Raw genomic sequence first — 17,165 nt, 5'->3', positions numbered from 1 at the left:
CTGCCGGCTTACTTCGGATCGCTGGAGTCGCGCTGACTCTGCGTGGTCTGGTCAGCGGGCGGCGGCACCGGCTGTACGGGCGGATCGGCGCGCAGACGCTCGTCTTCCTTGCGCTTGGCCTCCTCCTCGTCGCCGTTCAGCCCCTTCTTGAAGTCACGCATGGCGCCGCCCAGGTCCGAGCCGATGTTGCGCAGCTTGCCGGTGCCGAAGATCACCACCACCACGACCAGCAGGATTATCAGATGCCAGATGCTCATGTATTACCTCAAGAACGGATCGAACCGGAAACGCCGGCATGCTCACGCTGCCGGCACCTCCGCATCAGCGTGAAGTGTACTCTTCGAGGCGGTCGCGGAAGTCCACCACCGGCGCCGGCACGTTGCTGACACCACCTTCGAAGATGCGACGCGGGGTGATGCCTGCGCCATACACCGCCGCATTCGCATCATAGTCGATGCGCAGCGCCGAACCGTCCAGCGCGACACCAGCGAACAGACCGCGGCTGCGCGAGTACGAATAGATCTCCGCTTTCAGCTGCGAATCGGTGGCCGCGGTCGCGGTGCGCCCGACCGGACCGGCGGCAGCGGACGCATCAGCGCCAAGGGTGAACTTGCCGTTGACGATGGAATCCACGCCTCGCTGGGTACGGAAGATCAGCACCACATCGGTCGACGACACACCGGCCTGAAAGCCGATGCTGCCGCCGGTCATGCTGATGAAGCTGGGATTGGACCAGGTGCCATCGGCGGACTTCACTGAAATCAGCCCTTCACCACGACGGCCGCCGAAAATGAAGCCGGCCTTGATCATGTCGGGAATCACCGCTATGGCGCGGGCATTGCGCAGCAGATCCTGCGGAATCGCCTTGTCCGGCGCCTGCATGATGTCGTTCATCACGCGCACCGCATTGGTGGCGCGCACCAGCGGCGGATCTTCGGCGTGCACGGCCATGGCAGGCAGCAGGAGGGCCATGCCGATCAGCAGCATTCGTTGCAACGGGTTCTTCAACATGGGCAGCTCCGCTTGATTCGGGTGTGCGTCCCTGGCGGGACGGGGGAAGGCCGGGGATCCTGGCGTGGCGCAACGCGGTACGCCGGGCTTGTGGCAGACTCACTGATCCACTTCGCACGACCACCGCCATGCCATTCAGCAACAACTATACCGGCCTTGCCGGCTATTCCCACGACCCCGCGGTTGCGGCCGTTCAGGCTGGCGTGTTGCTGGTCAACCTGGGTACGCCGACGGCGCCGACCGCACAGGCGGTGCGGCCGTACCTGGCCGAATTTCTCGCCGACCCGCGAGTGATCGAATATCCGCGCTGGCTGTGGTGGCTGATCCTGCACGGGGTGATCCTGCGGGTGCGACCGAAACGTTCGGCGCATGCCTACGCCAGAATCTGGGAGGACCGTGGCTCGCCCCTGCGCTTTGGCAGTGAGGCGCTGGCCGCCGGCCTGCAGGCGGAGATATCACGGCAACGGCCGCAGGCACCGGTGAAGGTGGCGCTGGCGATGCGCTATGGCGAACCCTCGGTCAGGAAGGCTATCGAGCAACTGCAGCGCGAAGGCGTGCGTCGCTTGCTGGTGTTGCCGCTGTATCCGCAGTACTCGGCCACCTCGACCGGTTCGGTGCTGGACGCCGTCGCCGACACCATCAAGAAGCTGCGCTGGCCGCCGGAGCTGCGCATCGTCAACGATTACCACGACGATCCCGCCCACATCGAGGCGCTGGCGCAAAGCATCGAAAGCTGGTGGGCGACGAACGGTCGCGGTGACAAGCTGCTGCTGTCGTTCCACGGCATTCCGGAACGCTACCTGCACGAAGGCGATCCGTATTTCTGCCAATGTCATGCCACCGCGCGGCTGTTGCGCGAACGGCTGAAGCTGGATGAACAGCACATGGTGATCAGCTTCCAGTCGCGGGTGGGACGCGAACGCTGGCTGCATCCGTATACCGATGCCATCGTGCGCCAGCTCGGCGCCGAAGGCGTGCGCAAACTCGACGTCGTGTGCCCGGGTTTTGCGGTCGATTGCCTTGAAACGCTGGAAGAGATCGCGATGCAGAATCGTGACTTCTTCGTGGGTGCCGGCGGTGAATCCCTGCGTTACATCCCCGCACTCAACGACAGCAAAGGCCAGGTAACCAGTCTGGCCGGGTTGGTGCTGCGCCATACCCGGGGCTGGCCGGAATTTTCTGCCGATTACGACGCCGCCGCGAACCGGCAAGAACGCGTTCACGCTCAACAGCGCGCGAAAGCCGTCCGTGCCAGCCAGGACTGACTTCGTCACCATCGACTTGCCGCACCTGTCGTTGTGCGCACGGCAGTGGGGCGACGCTTCACTGCCGCCGCTGCTGACCCTGCATGGCTGGCTCGACAACGCCGGCAGCTTTGCGCGGTTGGCGCCCCTGCTGGAAAGCCGCCATCACGTGATCGCGCTTGAACTGCCCGGTCACGGTCACTCCGACCACCTGAGTGCCGGCAGCCGCTATCACTTCCTCGATTATGTGGCCGACGTGCTCGCCGCCGCCGACGCGCTGCAGCTTTCCCGGTACACCCTGCTCGGCCACTCGCTGGGTGCGGGTGTCGCCTCGCTGGTGGCCAGCGCACGACCGGAACGGATCGATCGACTGTTCCTGATCGAAGGGCTGGGTCCGCTCGGCGACGATGGCTCACGCACGCTGGAGCGTTTTCGCGATGCGCTGGCTCCACATGACCACAACCGCAAGCGCCTGCGTGTATTCACCAGCATCGAACAGGCGATCCAGGCGCGCAGCCTGGTCAGCGGTCTCGCCGAGGATCTGGCGCGACCGATCGTCGAGCGCGGCCTGATCGAAGTCGAAGATGGCTGGAGCTGGCGCAGCGATCCGGCGCTGACCCGACCCAGCGCGACCCGACTGGCCGAGTCACAGGTGCACGCGCTGCTGCGCGGCATCACCGCGCCCACTGCGTTGCTGCTGGCGCAACCGGCGACGTCCTACCTGCCAGGCGGCCCGATGCAGGCCCGCGCTGACTGCGTGCGGCGGATCAGCGTCGAGCACATGGCCGGCGGCCACCACCTGCATCTGGAACACCCGCAGGCGGTCGCCGACTGGATCACGTCCTCGTCATCGTAGGGAGGGCGGGCACTGCCCGCCGACTTTGGTCTGGGAAAGAGCGGCGGGCAGTGCCCGCCCTACACCGCGTATCCGCCGATCAGGGCTTCTTCAGGCCCAGCACGTCCAGTCCCTGCTCGAAGCGGATGTCGACCGGGATATGCGCCTGGTCCAGCCGCTTCAGGTCGCCGGCCAGCTCGGCGTCCACGTTGCCCATCTGGTCGGTGAGCTGCTTCGCCGCGGCGTAGTCGCCATCGCCCTGGATGGTCAGCAGCTTCGCCGACAGCGCATTCATCGCGGCGGTCATCTTGTCGAAGTCGACGCGATAACGACCAGTGGTTTCATCGCGACTGAACGCGCCCTGCTGCTTGAAGAAGTTGAAGCGCACCATGTTCGCCTTGGCATGGGCGTCGCTGGCACCGAAGCGCACCGAGCGCAGGATGCCGGCCAGAAAGGTGACGTAGTTGTCCATCAGCTTCGACTTGTCCAGCTCGCCCTTCCCCGCCAGCTTGCTGACCATGTACAGGCCGAGGATGTCGGCCTTGCCTTCCTCGAAGCTGGAGGCCTGATCCTTCAGCGCCTTGCGCACCGTGCCCTTGCCGTCGAGGGTTTCCTTGATGCCGAGACCGTGCGCCACTTCGTGGAACATGGTGTTCTGGAAGAACGCGTCGAAGGTGAGGTTTTTCTGCTGGTCGTCGGCGATCAGCTCATGCGCGATCGGCAGCATGATCTTGTCGAACTTCGCCTGCATCACGTTTTCCAGCTGCAGACGGCGCGTGCCCTTCTTCAGCTGCACCTGCTCGTCGTTGGGCAGATTGATCGCGATGGTCTTGGCGCCGACGTTGGCATCGCCGCCGTAATAGATCGCGAAGTAGGCATTCAGGTCGGCATCCGAGCCGGGCTTCTCGGCCTTGTACTTGTCCGCCACCGGCAGGCCGCGCTGCAGTTCGGGCAGGTACTTGGCGAAGCGGGCCAGCTTCGCGCTCCATGCCTGGTCCTTGATCAGCACATAGGATTCGTAGCTGGCCTTGTAGCCGAACAGCTGGTCTTCGTAGGTTTCGATCGGGCCGATCACGATGTCGACCGGGTTGTTTTTCATGGCCATCCAGGCGAAATCGCTGGGCTGGTAGTCGTCGCTTTGCAGTGCGTCCGCGCGCATCGTGAGGTAGTTGCGGAAGCCGGCATCGCTGGCCAGCTTCGCGGCGTCGCGGAGCAAGCCGGCGGCCTTGTCCAGTTCGGCCTTGTACGCCTGATGGTACGGCACGGTGATCAATTTGCCCTGGGCGTCGCGGCGCAGCAGGGTGTACAGCCCGGTCTTGTCCTTCAGCGGGGATTGCTCGAACTCGGCCTTGGTCATGTCGGCCGGATAGAACTGCGCGCCGGCCGGGCGCGCGCCGATGCCATCCACAAACGGCTGGTCATTGTCGAGGCGGTCCCAGGGACCGTAGTTGATCTCGGCGAATTCGCGCGTGGCCGGGTCGCTGATCTTTTGCAGCAACGCGTCCTTGTCGCCCCAGCTTTGCTGCCAATACAGCGCGTTCATGCTGTCGGCCGCTTCGACCAGCAGGGCGATCATCTGCTGCTGTTTCGCGTCAAACTTCGACAGGTCGGCGGTGAGCTTCACCGTGGCGTAGTCGGCCACATGCTTTTTCACGGCGGCGGCGGATTCGACGGCGCCCGGGGTCGCGGCGCTGACCGGCGGTGCCGGAGCCAGTTCTTCCTTCGAGACCGGCGACGGCGCCGGTGCGTCCTGATGGGAGGAACAGGCGGCAAGCGCCAACAGCAGACAGACGGGAAGCAGACGTCGAACCATGATCGTATCCTGACGAGGTGAATGTTCCATGGTATCGCGGCCACGCCGCGGGCATACCTGACCGGAAGCACATGCCGCACGCCCCGCACTTCAGGTATCGTCGCCATCCCCCTGCTTCGCCACGCCCATGGACCAGCCGTCGGTTCCCGTCGCTCCGCGCCATCGTGCCGCGCTGGCCTTCATCTACGTCACCGTGCTGCTGGACATGCTGGCATTCGGCATCATCATTCCGGTGCTGCCGCATCTGATCGAGCAACTGGCCGGGGGCGGCATCGCCAGGGCCGCGTGGTGGGTGGGCATTTTCAGCACGGTGTTCGCCCTGGTGCAGTTCGTCTTCGCGCCGGTGCAGGGCGCATTGTCCGATCGATACGGACGGCGCCCGGTGATCCTGATTTCCAACCTGGGCCTGGCGGTGGATTTCGTGATCCTGGCGCTGGCCCCGACGTTGTGGCTGCTGTTCGTGGCGCGCGTGCTGCTGGGCATGACCGCAGCCAGCTTCAGTACCGCCAATGCGTATGTCGCCGACATCATCCCCGCCGAGAAGCGCGCCGCCGCGTTCGGCATCCTCGGCAGCGCATTCGGGCTGGGCTTCATCATCGGCCCGGGACTGGGCGGTTTCCTCGGTGGCATCGCGCTGCGACTGCCGTTCTGGGTGGCGGCGGCGCTCGCCTTGTGCAACTTCCTGTACGGCTGTTTCATCCTGCCCGAGTCGCTGCCGAAGGAGCGCCGCACCGCGCGCATCGAACTGCACAGTGCCCACCCGTTTGGCGCGCTCAAGCTACTGCGCCGGCAACGGCAGCTGTTCCAGCTGGCGGTCGTGCTGTTCCTGGTCTACCTCGCCCATTACGTGCTGCAAACGGTGTTCGTGCTGTACGCGGACTATCGCTACCACTGGGGCCCGCAGGCGGTCGGCTACGTATTGATGCTGGTCGGCGCCTGCGACGGCTTCGTGCAAGCGGTGCTGACCGGCAAGCTGGCGCCGCGCTTCGGCGAACGTCGCGTGCTGCTGGCCGGCATGCTGTTCGGCGTGGGTGCCTTCATGGTGATGGGGCTGGCCCATATTGGCTGGCTCTTCCTGTTCGGCATTCCGCTGCTGGCCTTGTGGGGACTGGCGATGCCACCGATCCAGTCATTGATGACGCAGCAGGTCGATTCATCCGAGCAGGGTCGCCTGCAGGGTGCGATCGGCAGTCTGGGCAGTTTCGCCGGCATCTTCGGGCCCTTTTTGTTCGCGCAGGTTTTTGCGCTGTCGATCGCGCCCGGTGCGGCGATTCATCTGCCGGGTGTAGCCTTCGTGCTGTCCGCCGCACTGATGTTGCTCGGCCTGGTGATCGCCGTCCGCGCGACGCGCGACCTTGTGCCGTCTGGCGTCATCGCGCCGATCGCGGAGCCACTGCCGGAAATGAATCCCGGCGAGATGCCGCCGCTTGTCGCGATCCACCCGCCTGCACCATCCCATCCACCCCAAGCTGTTCACGACCAGGAAGAACCACCATGACACTTTCCATGCATCAGGCCGCCGTGCCCGTTTTTGTCCGTGCGCTGGGCAACCTCGCCCATGTGCTGAAGAAGGGTGAACAGCACGCCCAGGCGAAGGGTGTCAGCGACGAAGTGCTGCTGCAGACGCGGCTGATTCCGGACATGCTGCCGCTGATCAAGCAGATCCAGATCGCCTGCGACATGGCCACCCGCGGCACCGCTCGACTCGCGGGCATGGAGCCGCAAGCGTTCGAGGACAACGAAACCACGCTGGCACAGGCCTATAGCCGCATCGAACGCTCGATCGAGTATGTAAAGGGCTTCACCGCCGAGCAGATCGACGGCAGCGAAACCCGCGCGATCCACCTGAAGATGCGCAACGGCGAACTGAATTTCGACGGCCAGACCTACCTGCTGACCTTCCTGATCCCCAACCTGTTCTTCCACTGCACCACCGCCTACAACATCCTGCGCGAAGCGGGCACCGAGATCGGCAAGACGGACTTCATCGGCCAGGCATGAGTGGCATGCGCCGTCGCGATGATCGCGACGGCGCGATATCTGCGAAAATCGCCGGATGCATCTCACGCCCTTCCGGATAGCTGGACCATGCTGCGACTGACCGACCTCAAGCTGCCACTCGATCACGACGAGGCGGCGCTGGGCGCCGCGATTCGCCAGCGGCTGCACATCGAAGCCTCCGATATCCGCAGTTACAGCGTGGCCCGACGCGGCCACGATGCGCGCAAGCGCGGCGCGATCCTGCTGATCTACGCGCTGGACATCGACACCCCGCGCGAAGCCGAACTGCTGCAGCGCTTTGCCGATGACCAACATGTGCAGCCCACGCCGGACACGAATTACCACTTCGTCGCGAAGGCGCCCGCGCAGCTCGCGTACCGCCCGCTGGTGATCGGTTTCGGTCCGTGCGGGCTGTTCGTCGGGCTGATCCTGGCGCAGATGGGTTTTCGCCCGATCATCCTCGACCGCGGCAAGGCCGTGCGCGAACGCACCAAGGACACCTGGGATCTGTGGCGCAAACGCAACCTGCACCCGGAGTCGAACGTGCAGTTCGGCGAGGGCGGCGCCGGCACGTTTTCCGACGGCAAGCTGTACAGCCAGATCCGCGATCCGCAGCACCACGGCCGCAAGGTGCTGACCGAGTTCGTCAAGGCCGGCGCGCCCGAGGAGATCCTCTACGTCAGCAAACCGCACATCGGCACCTTCCGGCTGGTGACGATGGTGGAGAACATGCGCGCCACGATCGAGTCGCTCGGCGGCGAGATCCGTTTCAGTGAACGCGTCGATGATCTGCTGATCGACACCGACGCCGGCGGCGAACGCCATGTGCGCGGCGTCATCCTGGCCAGCGGCGAGCAGCTGCGTTCCGACCACGTGGTGCTGGCGCTGGGCCACAGCGCACGCGACACCTTCGAGATGTTGCACGCACGCGACGTCTACCTCGAAGCCAAGCCGTTCTCGGTCGGCTTCCGCATCGAGCACCCGCAGTCGGTGATCGACCTGGCCCGTTTCGGCCCGCAAGCCGGCCATCCGATCCTCGGCGCCGCCGACTACAAACTGGTACATCACTGCAAGGGCAAGCATGCCGGAGCGGGACGCTCGGTCTACAGCTTCTGCATGTGTCCCGGCGGCACCGTGGTCGCGGCGGCCAGCGAACCGGGCCGGGTGGTCACCAACGGCATGAGTCAGTACTCGCGCAACGAGCGCAACGCGAACGCGGCGGTCGTGGTCGGCATCGAACCGGCGGACTTCGCCGCGTTCGATCCCAGCGGCAGCCCCTTGGCCGGCATCGCCTTGCAACGCGCGCTGGAAAGCCACGCCTATGTATTGGGTGGCGAAAACTACAGCGCGCCGGCGCAGCTGGTCGGCGACTTCCTCGCCGGCCGCGCCTCGCGCGAATTCGGTGACGTGCAGCCTTCGTACAACCCCGGCGTCACGCTGGGCAGCCTGGACAGCACCCTGCCCGACTACGCCATCGCCGCGATCCGCGAAGCGCTGCCCGCGTTCGAGCGGCAAATCCGCGGCTACGCGATGCGCGACGCGATCCTCACCGGCGTGGAAACCCGCACCTCCTCGCCGGTGCGGATCAAGCGCGACGACAGCCTGCAAAGCCTCAACACCCGCGGCTTGTACCCCGCCGGCGAAGGCGCCGGTTACGCCGGCGGGATTCTTTCTGCCGCGGTCGATGGCATCAAGGTGGCCGAAGCGGTGGCATTGAGCATGTCGCGTTGAGAGTGGCAGGCGCCCACCATTGAACCCCTTCGCAGCACCCCAACATTGAGGGAACCCGACGTCCACCTCACAGGCTCGCCATGACAGCTCCCGCTTCCCTCCGCATCGACTTCGTCTCCGACGTTTCCTGCCCTTGGTGTGCGGTGGGTCTGGCCTCGTTGCAGCAGGCGCTGGCAACGCTCGACGGCGAAGTCCGCGCGGAGATCCACTTCCAGCCGTTCGAGCTGAATCCGCAGATGCCTGCCGAAGGCGAGGATTCCACCGAGCACCTGGTTCGCAAGTACGGCAGCAGCGCCGACCAGATTGACGCCAACCGCGCGGCGATCCGCGAGCGTGGCGCCGCGCTGGGCTTCACTTTCAACATGGATCGCCGCAGCCGTGTCTACAACACGTTCGATGCACATCGGCTGCTGCACTGGGCCGAGCTGGAAGGTCGTCAGCTGGCGCTGAAGCAGGTGCTGCTGCGTGCGTATTTCACGGACGGCGAGGACGTCAGTGCGCACGCCACCTTGCTGCGCCTGGCCGGTGAAGTGGGGCTGGACGTGGAGCGGGCACGGGCCATTCTGGCCGGCGATGAATTCGCCGTCGAAGTCCGCACGCAGGAAGCCTTCTTCCAGAACCGCGGCATCCGTTCGGTGCCGGCCGTCATCATCAACGGGCAACACCTGATTTCCGGCGGTCAGCCGCCGGAGACGTTCGAACAGGCCTTGCGCCAGATTGCGGCGGGCGACGCGGGGTGACTCAGCCGGGGGCGTCGTGCACCACTGGCGCGGGACGCCCGAGCAGATAGCCCTGCCCCATCTCGCAACCCATGGCGATCAGTGCACCACGCTGGATCGGCGTCTCGATGCCTTCGGCGATCACCTGGATGTTGAGCGCGCGGGCGAGCGCCAGAATCGCCGCGACCACGGTGGTGCCCGAGGTGTTGGCACCCTTGTCCAGTTCATGCACGAAGGCGCGGTCGATCTTCAGGATGCGCAGCGGCAGCGAGTGCAGATAGCTCAATGACGAGTAGCCGGTGCCGAAATCGTCCAGTGCGGCGCCAACGCCGATAAGTCGCAAGCGATCGAGCGTGGCGCGCACGTGCTCGGGGTTGTCCAGCAGCGCCCCTTCGGTGACCTCGACCACCAGCCGGGAAGGTGGCAGGCCCGTGCGGTCCAGCATCTGCACCAGGCGACGGTCGAAATCCGCATGGCGCAGATGCAGCGCCGAGACGTTGATGGTCATGAATGTCGCGGTGCTTTCCTGATCCAACAGTCGCTGGCAGCTGAGCTCGAACATGCGCCAGTCGATCGCCTCGACCAAACCGCTGTCCTCGGCGATTTTCAGGAAATCGCCGGGTATCAGCACGCCGCGACGGGGATGACTCCAGCGAATCAGCGCCTCATAGCCGAGCACGCGGTCGCTGCCGTCGAGCGCGCAGATCGGCTGAAAATACGGTTCGAACTGATCGTTTTGCAGCGCCTGGCGCAGCTCGCCTTCCATCGCCAGCACGTCGATCACGTTCTTGGCCAACGTCTCGTCGTACATCGCGAAACGCTTGCGCCCGAGTTCCTTGGCTCGATACAGCGCAATGTCGGCATCGCGCAGCATTTCGTCGGCAGCGGCGTAGTGATCGTCGCCCATCGCGATGCCCACGCTGGCGGTGACCTGCAACTCCTTGCCGGCGATCAGCATCGGCGGCCCCAGCGCATCCAGAATGCGCTGGGCCACGGAAGCCGCCGCTGGCGGCAGCTCTTCCTGTTCCAGCAGGATCGCGAATTCGTCGCCAGCCAGGCGTGCCACCAGATCAGGATGGCGCACGCAGGCGGCCAGGCGATTGGCCACTTCCTTCAGCACCTCGTCACCGGCAAGGTGACCGAGGCTGTCGTTGATGATCTTGAAACGGTCGACATCCAGGTACAGCAGCGCGCAGCGCTGCTCCGCGTTGTGCCGCATCGTGGCCAGCACGCGGTCGATCCGGTCGCGCAGATAGCTGCGATTCGGCAGACCGGTCAGCGAATCGTGCATGACCTGATGGCGCAGCTGATCCTGCATGCGCTCGCGCTCGATGATTTCCTTGCGCAGCGCCAGCGTGCGTTGCTCCACCCGCTGCTCGAGCTCGCCGTAGGCGCGCCGCAAAGTCTCGGCCGAGCGGCGCCGGGTGAGGCTGTTGGCGATCTGCGAGGTGGCAAAACTTAGCAACTCCTGGTCGGCCGGCCCGTACATCACCTCGGTGCGATAGCTCTGCACGGTGACCAGGCCGATCACCTCGTCACCCACGACCAGCGGCACGCCCAGCCAGCACGCCGCGGGCGAGCCCATCCGACCTGGCGCGATCTCGCCGAGCCGCTCAAGCTCTTCGATCTGCGCATTGTCCACGCGCAATTCGATGCCCGTGCGCAACACGTACTCGCTCAGGCCGCGACCCAGTGGTCGCTCGGCCGGCGGCGGCTTCATGGCATCCACCGAATAGGGAAATGTCAGATTCCGGCGATCATCGGAAAGCAGCGCGATGAAGAAGTTCTCGGCGTTCAGCAGCTCGCCAACCACGCCGTGCACGCGCCGGTAGAAGGCGTCCTGATCGATGTCGGCGGTAGCCATTTCGGCAATCCGGAACAGCGCCGTCTGCAGGTGCTCAGCGCGCTGACGCTCGATGACCTCCTGTTGCAGGCCCCGATTGGCCTCGGCCAGTTGCACCGTGCGCAATTGCACCTGCCGCTCCAGCTCATCCTTGCCCTGCTTGCGTTCCAGCGCGGTGAGGATATGACTGCCGACGAACTGCAGCAGGGCGAGATCCTCGTCGCTGAAGCCGATGTTCTGCTGGTAGCTCTGCACCACCAGCACGCCGCCGACATGCCCCTCGCGCAGCATCGGAACGCCAAGCCAGTCGTGACTGTCCGGCCCGATCAATGTGACCGGACCCCGCACCTGATTGCGCAATTCCTCGGCGTTGCCCATGCGCGCGTTGCCGTCACTCATCACGTACCAGGTCAGGGTATGCTCGATCGCACTCAGCGGCATGTCTTCCCCGCTGCCGGGCACGGCGAGTTCCTGGACGTCGACGTAGTAGAGAAAGCGGATCGTGTCCTCATCGCGGGTACGCGTCACGATGAAGAGATTTTCCGCATACATCAGCGTGCTGACGATGGCGTGGATGCCACGCAACATGTCCGACATGTCACGCTCGGAACCGGCAAGGTCGGAAATCGCAAAAAGCGCGCGCTGGAGATTTTCCGAACGCTCCAATTGCTGGTGCGAGTCGCGCAGCTCGGCCCACTCCAGCGCGCGTTGCAGCAACTGCCCGGCCAACTGCAGTGGCAGTTGCCAGGCCGCGAAAAAGTCGGACGCGCTGGCACGATCCACCTTGATCACCAGCAATGCCGGCTCGGGAGCTTCGCACAAGCGCAAGGCCACTCGCTGCGCATCGGCATGCCAGACGGGCTCGGACTTCGCCCGCGCCGTTTCGAGCCAGGAAGCATCGGCTGCTCCGACCAGGCCATCGGACCGGTGCAGCCCCGCATCCACGTCAGGCGTTTCGCAAAACACTTCCGCGGCGGCGCAGCGTGGATCACTGCTGATCAGGTCGAGCAGGGCGGCGACGACTTCTTCCGGTGCATGCGCAATGATCAGCCGGGCCAGCCAGCCTGCCTGCGGCGATCCCCCGTGCGGCGTCGAACCCACAGCAACCGCCTGCTTCATCGATGAAGATCCCCCTGCCGGGCCTGCCATTGCCGGAGTCTCAGGATACCGCCTCACGCCTGCGCGGCAAGGGCCACCGATCAAAGCCCAGCCCGCTTGCATGGGGCGGAACACTCAATACCGATAGACTGGGCCTTTGCATCCGGTCACCACGGTCCGTCGCCATCCTGCGACCGGCCGCTTCGACCGCGCCAAAGGTTATTGATCCGCCCATGCTTGCCGATACCACCAAAGACGCCATTCGCGCCGCCTATGCGCGCCTGAAAGACGGCCTGCCGGGCTTCCGCGCCCGCGCCTCGCAGGGGCGGATGATCGCCGAGGTGGCCAAGGCGTTCGGCCAGACCGGCGGCGTGGCGGTGATCGAGGCACCTACCGGCACCGGCAAGTCGATGGCCTACCTGATCGCCGGGGTCGAGGTGGCGCGTTTCCAGAAGAAGAAGCTGCTGATCGCCACCGCCACCGTGGCACTGCAGGAGCAGTTGGTGCAGCGTGATATCCCGCTCTATCTGCAGCTCAACGGGATCGAGGCGAAGGTGGCGCTGGCCAAGGGCCGCGGCCGCTACCTGTGCCCGCGCAACCTGCTGATGGCGGCCAACAGCATCAATGACACCGCGCAGATGGGCCTGGCCGGTTTCGACGCCGACCTGGTGCTGTGGACCAAACCGCCGCAGGCGCGCGACAAGCAGTCGCTGGCGAAGCTGCGCGTGGCGTTTGACCAGCACGAATGGAACGGCGACATGGACAGCGCGCCGGAGCCGGTCAGCGACCTGCTGCGACCGATGATCACCACCAGCGCCGGCGGCTGCACCGGGCGCAAGTGCGGCCAGTTCATGGTTTGCCCGTTCTTCGCCGCGCGCCGCGCGGTGGACGATGCCGAGATCGTCGTGGCGAACCAGGATCTGGTGCTGGCCGACCTGACCATGCCCGGCGAAGGCGGCGGCGAAGGCGTACAGGGTTGGGGCGGCGTGATCCTGCCGCGGCCGGACGAGACGTTGTACATCTTCGACGAAGGCCACCACGTGCCGGGCAAGGCGATCGATCGCGGCGCCGCCGAGGTCTACATGACCGCCACCGTGCGCCAGCTGAGCCGGCTCGGGCGGCAGGTGCACGCCGCCTATTCGCTGACCGACAAGGAACGCCTGGGCAAGCTCGGCCTTGACCAGGGCGACGAGAAACTGCAGGAACTGAGCAACACGCTGGAGGAATTGGAGAAGGAAATCCGCCTCGGCTGGCTGCCCGATCCGGGCGAAACCGAGCCGATGTATCGCGGCTCGCTGGGCCAGTTGCCGGAACCGTGGGTGGAACACGCGCGCGTGCTCGACGTGCTCACCGGCGAGGTGCAGCGCTGGCTTGCCGCGGTGCGTCGCGCGGTGGTCGAGATGACCGATGGCGGACCGACCCAGGAGGCGCTGTCGCGCGAGCTCGGCATCGCGTTGGAGCGCATCGGAAAGCAGGCATCGTGCTGGCGTGCGTGGTCCAGCGATGATCCGGAGAACGCACCGCCGATGGCGCGCTGGGTCACCCTGGGCGCTGACCAGCAACTGGTCTGCCATGCGTCCGCCGTCTCTGCGGCTGGCTTGCTGCGCAACGTGCTGTGGGACAACGCCAGCGGCGTGGTGATGACCTCGGCCACGCTCAGCGCCGGCGGCAACTTCCGCAGCTTCGCCGATGCCGTCGGCCTGCCCAATGACGCGGTCACGCTGAGCCTGCCCTCGCCGTTCGACCTCACCGCGCAGGCACGACTGGAAGTGCCGGCCATGCGCACGATGCCCGACGCGCGCGAAGCGCATGCCGAGGAGATCAGCGAGTGGCTGGCCGAGAACCTCGATTGGGACGCCGGCAACCTGGTGCTGTTCACCTCGCGCGTGAAACTCGACCGCGTATTGCAGAAACTGCCAATCGCGCAGGTGCGCAAGGTGCGCGCGCAAGGCTCGCTGGGCAAGTCGCAACTGGTCGCCGAACACTGCGCCGACATCGACGCCGGCAAGGGCAGCACCCTGTTCGGGCTGGCTTCGTTCGGCGAAGGCCTCGACCTCCCGGGCAAGTTCTGCGAGACGGTAGTGATCACCCAGCTGCCGTTCGCGGTGCCGACTGATCCGGTTGGGGCGACCTATGCCGAATGGCTGGAATCACGCGGACGCAACCCGTTCATCGAAGTCAGCATCCCCGAGGCCACCCGGCTGCTCATCCAGTATTGCGGCCGACTGATCCGCAACGAGACCGACCACGGCCGCATCGTGCTGCTGGATCGTCGCGTGGTCACCAAGCGCTACGGCGCCGGCATGCTGCGCGCGCTGCCACCGTTCGAGCGCGTCATCGAGAAAAGCCCATGATCATTCGCCTCGCCGACTGCCCTTCGCAACCGTGGAAGAACGGGCTGGGTCGCACCCGTGAAATAGCCGTCCATCCGGCCGGCGCCGGCATCGACGATTTCCGCTGGCGCGTCAGCATCGCCGAGGTCGACAGCGGCGCGCCGTTCTCGCTGTTTCCCGGCATCGACCGACAGATCGTGCTGCTCGACGGCGAGGGTTTCACGATGATGTTGGGTGCGAGCCGAGTGCACGCGCTGACCACGCCGTTCGTTCCGTTTGCATTTGCCGGCGAGGACGCCGTGACGGTGACCCTCAATGGCGGCCCCACTCGCGACTTCAACCTGATGGTGCGACGTGCGCAAGCCAGCAGCGAACTGCAGGTATGCCGCGTGGGCGGCAGGCACCCGCTCGATGAAGGCGTCGTACTGGTTTACTGCGCACGCGGCGAGATCGAAACCGTCGACGGCATACTGCAGGCTGGCGACAGCTGGTTACCCGGCACACGCGAGATCACCCTTGCTGCCGATGCGGTCGCCTTCATCATTCGCGTGACCTGACCCTTGTTGCCTGTGGATCGTGCGATAGCTGCCTATACTCGACGGATCTGCCACCCGGGGTTCCTGTCATGACCGTACTGCTCATCGGCCTGCTGATCTTTCTCGGACTCCACTCACTGCGCATTTTCGCCGACGACTGGCGCAGCCGGCAGGTGGCCCGGCTGGGCGAGATGCGCTGGAAGGGCATCTACGCCGTCATTTCGCTGATCGGCTTCGTGTTGATCGTGTGGGGGTTCGGCTTGGCGCGACAGCATCCGGTGCATCTGTACACGCCACCAATGGCGCTGCGCCACCTCAATGCGCTGTTCACCCTGATCGCCTTTGTGCTGGTGGCTGCCGCCTACATTCCGCGCAACCATCTCAAGGCAAAGTTCGGCCACCCGATGCTGCTTGGCGTGAAAGTCTGGGCCTTCGGTCACCTGCTCGCCACCGGCATGCTGCGCGACGTGGTGCTGTTTGGCGCGTTCCTGGCGTGGGCGGTGGTGCTGTTCATCGTGTCGCGACGACGCGATCGCCGGCTCGGCACGGTTTATTCTGCCGGCACGCTGGCTGGCGACGCGCTGGTCGTGGTGATCGGCATCGCGGGCTGGGTCGCCTTCGCGTTCTGGCTGCATCTGTGGCTGATCGGCGTGAAACCGATGGGCTGAGGGGTGCCGGGAGTCATCTGCTCCCGCCACCTCATCGTGGACTAGAATCGGCTCCATCGACCTGACTTGAGGTGCTACCCATGGCTGGTTTTCTGCTCTGGCTGTTGCTGCTGGTGTTCTGCTGGCCGATCGCCCTGCTGGCGCTGGTGCTGTATCCGATCGTGTGGCTGGTGTTGCTGCCGTTCCGGTTGGTCGGCATCACCGTGCATGCCGTGTTCGCCTTTCTCGGTGCCTTGCTGATGCTTCCCGCACGCGTGCTCCGCGGCCATCCGGTCTGACCCCGACCGGGGCATGGAGAAACCGTACTCGGCCGCCTGCGAACGCAATCGCGATCCGATTCTCGAAGTGTTGCGCGAGCATTTCGCCGATCGCCGCCATGTGCTGGAGATCGGCAGCGGTACCGGCCAGCATGCCGCGCACTTCGCCGCGGCACTCCCACAACTGGGCTGGCAAAGCTCCGACCGCAGCGACAACCTGGCCGGCATTCGCGCGTGGCTGGACGAAGCCGCACTGACCAACACGCCCGATCCCCTGGAGTTCGACGTCGGCGGTGACTGGCCTGTCGGTCCGTTCGATGCCGTGTTCAGCGCCAACACCTTGCACATCATGGCGTGGAGCGAAGTACGCCAGTTGTTCGCGCGGCTGCCGACGATCCTCACCGACGATGCCATGGTGGTGATCTACGGTCCGTTCAACCATGACGGTCGCTACAGCAGCGACAGCAATGCCGCGTTCGATCAGTGGCTGAAGGCTCGCGGCGCACACATGGCGATCCGCGATGCGGAAGCGGTGGACGCGCTGGCGGCGGACGCCGGTCTGCATCTGGTCGCCGACATCGCGATGCCGGCCAACAACCGCTGCCGCGTGTGGCGTCGCGGCCCGGCCCGGCCCCACCTGTAAAATTTCGCCGAACCGGGTACAAAGGCGGCATGAAGTCGATCGATACCCTGACCCCCTGCCCCTGCGGCAACCCGGCCGGTTACACCGAATGTTGCGGCACGCTGCACGATGGAGTCGTGGCCGCGAGTGCCGAGCAGTTGATGCGCTCGCGCTACAGCGCCTATGTGCTCAAGCGCGAGGACTACCTGCTGGCCAGCTGGCATCCGGATACCCGTCCGGCCACGCTGCGGCTGTCCGCGCAGCAGCCGCCACCGACCTGGCTGGGGCTGGAGGTACGCCGTTCGGAAGATGTCGATGGCGATCACGCCACGGTCGAATTCGTCGCCCGCTATCGGCTGGGCGGCGGCCGCGCCCAACGTCAGCACGAGACCAGCCGCTTCGAACGCCGGGACGGGCGCTGGTATTACCTCGACGGCGAACTGAAGAACTGACC

The 17,165-nt window shown here is 65.5% G+C and carries 16 protein-coding genes; 12 read left to right on the top strand and 4 right to left on the bottom strand.

Annotated elements, in window-relative coordinates:
- Nucleotides 1–8: 8 nt before the first annotated feature.
- Nucleotides 9–257: a twin-arginine translocase TatA/TatE family subunit gene (gene tatA, locus ACVWWQ_RS06995; protein ID WP_099652940.1), complete on the bottom strand. Its 249-nt coding sequence runs from the start codon at nucleotides 255–257 to the stop codon at nucleotides 9–11.
- A 64-nt stretch (nucleotides 258–321) separates the two neighbouring features.
- Complete coding sequence (locus ACVWWQ_RS06990) at nucleotides 322–1,011, bottom strand: lipid-binding SYLF domain-containing protein (protein ID WP_099652941.1); 690 nt, start codon at nucleotides 1,009–1,011, stop codon at nucleotides 322–324.
- A gap of 128 nt (nucleotides 1,012–1,139) precedes the next feature.
- On the opposite strand from ACVWWQ_RS06990, the gene hemH reads away from it, so the two are divergent.
- Together hemH and ACVWWQ_RS06980 are read left to right on the top strand one after the other, a co-directional pair.
- Nucleotides 1,140–2,276, top strand: a complete 1,137-nt coding sequence (gene hemH, locus ACVWWQ_RS06985; RefSeq protein ID WP_099652942.1) for a ferrochelatase — start codon at nucleotides 1,140–1,142, stop codon at nucleotides 2,274–2,276.
- The gene (locus tag ACVWWQ_RS06980; RefSeq protein ID WP_208321580.1) at nucleotides 2,260–3,111 is read left to right on the top strand and encodes an alpha/beta fold hydrolase; all 852 of its coding nucleotides are present in this window, start codon (nucleotides 2,260–2,262) and stop codon (nucleotides 3,109–3,111) included. Before hemH ends, ACVWWQ_RS06980 begins: the two co-directional genes overlap by 17 nt.
- 79 nt (nucleotides 3,112–3,190) lie before the next feature.
- Here ACVWWQ_RS06980 and ACVWWQ_RS06975 read toward each other — a convergent pair whose 3' ends face one another.
- Nucleotides 3,191–4,903, bottom strand: a complete 1,713-nt coding sequence (locus tag ACVWWQ_RS06975; protein ID WP_133948503.1) for a dipeptidyl-peptidase 3 family protein — start codon at nucleotides 4,901–4,903, stop codon at nucleotides 3,191–3,193.
- A gap of 127 nt (nucleotides 4,904–5,030) precedes the next feature.
- On the opposite strand from ACVWWQ_RS06975, the gene ACVWWQ_RS06970 reads away from it, so the two are divergent.
- The 4 genes from ACVWWQ_RS06970 to ACVWWQ_RS06955 all read left to right on the top strand — a co-directional run bounded on the left by ACVWWQ_RS06970 (nucleotide 5,031) and on the right by ACVWWQ_RS06955 (nucleotide 9,375).
- The gene (locus ACVWWQ_RS06970) at nucleotides 5,031–6,401 is read left to right on the top strand and encodes a TCR/Tet family MFS transporter (RefSeq protein ID WP_133948505.1); all 1,371 of its coding nucleotides are present in this window, start codon (nucleotides 5,031–5,033) and stop codon (nucleotides 6,399–6,401) included.
- Complete coding sequence (locus ACVWWQ_RS06965) at nucleotides 6,398–6,904, top strand: DUF1993 domain-containing protein (RefSeq protein ID WP_133948507.1); 507 nt, start codon at nucleotides 6,398–6,400, stop codon at nucleotides 6,902–6,904. The genes ACVWWQ_RS06970 and ACVWWQ_RS06965 overlap by 4 nt, the downstream gene beginning before the upstream one ends.
- 87 nt (nucleotides 6,905–6,991) lie before the next feature.
- Nucleotides 6,992–8,635, top strand: a complete 1,644-nt coding sequence (locus tag ACVWWQ_RS06960) for an NAD(P)/FAD-dependent oxidoreductase (RefSeq protein ID WP_133948509.1) — start codon at nucleotides 6,992–6,994, stop codon at nucleotides 8,633–8,635.
- Between the two features lie 80 nt (nucleotides 8,636–8,715).
- Nucleotides 8,716–9,375, top strand: a complete 660-nt coding sequence (locus tag ACVWWQ_RS06955) for a DsbA family oxidoreductase (protein ID WP_133948511.1) — start codon at nucleotides 8,716–8,718, stop codon at nucleotides 9,373–9,375.
- Between the two features lies 1 nt (nucleotide 9,376).
- Here the strand turns inward: ACVWWQ_RS06955 and ACVWWQ_RS06950 are convergent, their stop codons facing one another.
- Nucleotides 9,377–12,316: an EAL domain-containing protein gene (locus tag ACVWWQ_RS06950; RefSeq protein ID WP_133948513.1), complete on the bottom strand. Its 2,940-nt coding sequence runs from the start codon at nucleotides 12,314–12,316 to the stop codon at nucleotides 9,377–9,379.
- A gap of 212 nt (nucleotides 12,317–12,528) precedes the next feature.
- On the opposite strand from ACVWWQ_RS06950, the gene dinG reads away from it, so the two are divergent.
- The 6 genes from dinG (at nucleotide 12,529) to ACVWWQ_RS06920 (ending at nucleotide 17,163) form a co-directional block, all read left to right on the top strand.
- Nucleotides 12,529–14,649 carry an ATP-dependent DNA helicase DinG gene (gene dinG, locus ACVWWQ_RS06945; RefSeq protein ID WP_133948515.1) on the top strand — a complete coding sequence of 707 codons (2,121 nt, stop codon included), beginning with the start codon at nucleotides 12,529–12,531 and terminating at the stop codon, nucleotides 14,647–14,649.
- Entirely contained in the window at nucleotides 14,646–15,185 is a 540-nt protein-coding gene (locus ACVWWQ_RS06940) for a HutD family protein (protein WP_133948517.1), read from the top strand. The genes dinG and ACVWWQ_RS06940 overlap by 4 nt, the downstream gene beginning before the upstream one ends.
- Before the next feature lie 68 nt (nucleotides 15,186–15,253).
- A complete protein-coding gene (locus ACVWWQ_RS06935) occupies nucleotides 15,254–15,832 on the top strand; it encodes an NnrU family protein (RefSeq protein WP_133948519.1) in 579 nt (192 codons plus the stop codon).
- Between the two features lie 80 nt (nucleotides 15,833–15,912).
- Nucleotides 15,913–16,110 (top strand): hypothetical protein, encoded by a 198-nt coding sequence (locus ACVWWQ_RS06930; protein WP_099652952.1) that lies wholly within the window; start codon nucleotides 15,913–15,915, stop codon nucleotides 16,108–16,110.
- Nucleotides 16,111–16,123: 13 nt separating this feature from the next.
- Nucleotides 16,124–16,732, top strand: a complete 609-nt coding sequence (locus ACVWWQ_RS06925; protein WP_133948521.1) for a DUF938 domain-containing protein — start codon at nucleotides 16,124–16,126, stop codon at nucleotides 16,730–16,732.
- 29 nt (nucleotides 16,733–16,761) lie between these two features.
- A complete protein-coding gene (locus ACVWWQ_RS06920; protein ID WP_133948523.1) occupies nucleotides 16,762–17,163 on the top strand; it encodes a YchJ family metal-binding protein in 402 nt (133 codons plus the stop codon).
- The last annotated feature ends 2 nt before the right edge of the window (nucleotides 17,164–17,165 follow it).

The sequence above is a fragment of the Rhodanobacter sp. TND4EL1 genome, from assembly GCF_054061035.1.
The sequence above is the reverse complement of the archived record's forward strand: the minus strand, read 5'-3'. Positions and strand labels throughout refer to the sequence as shown.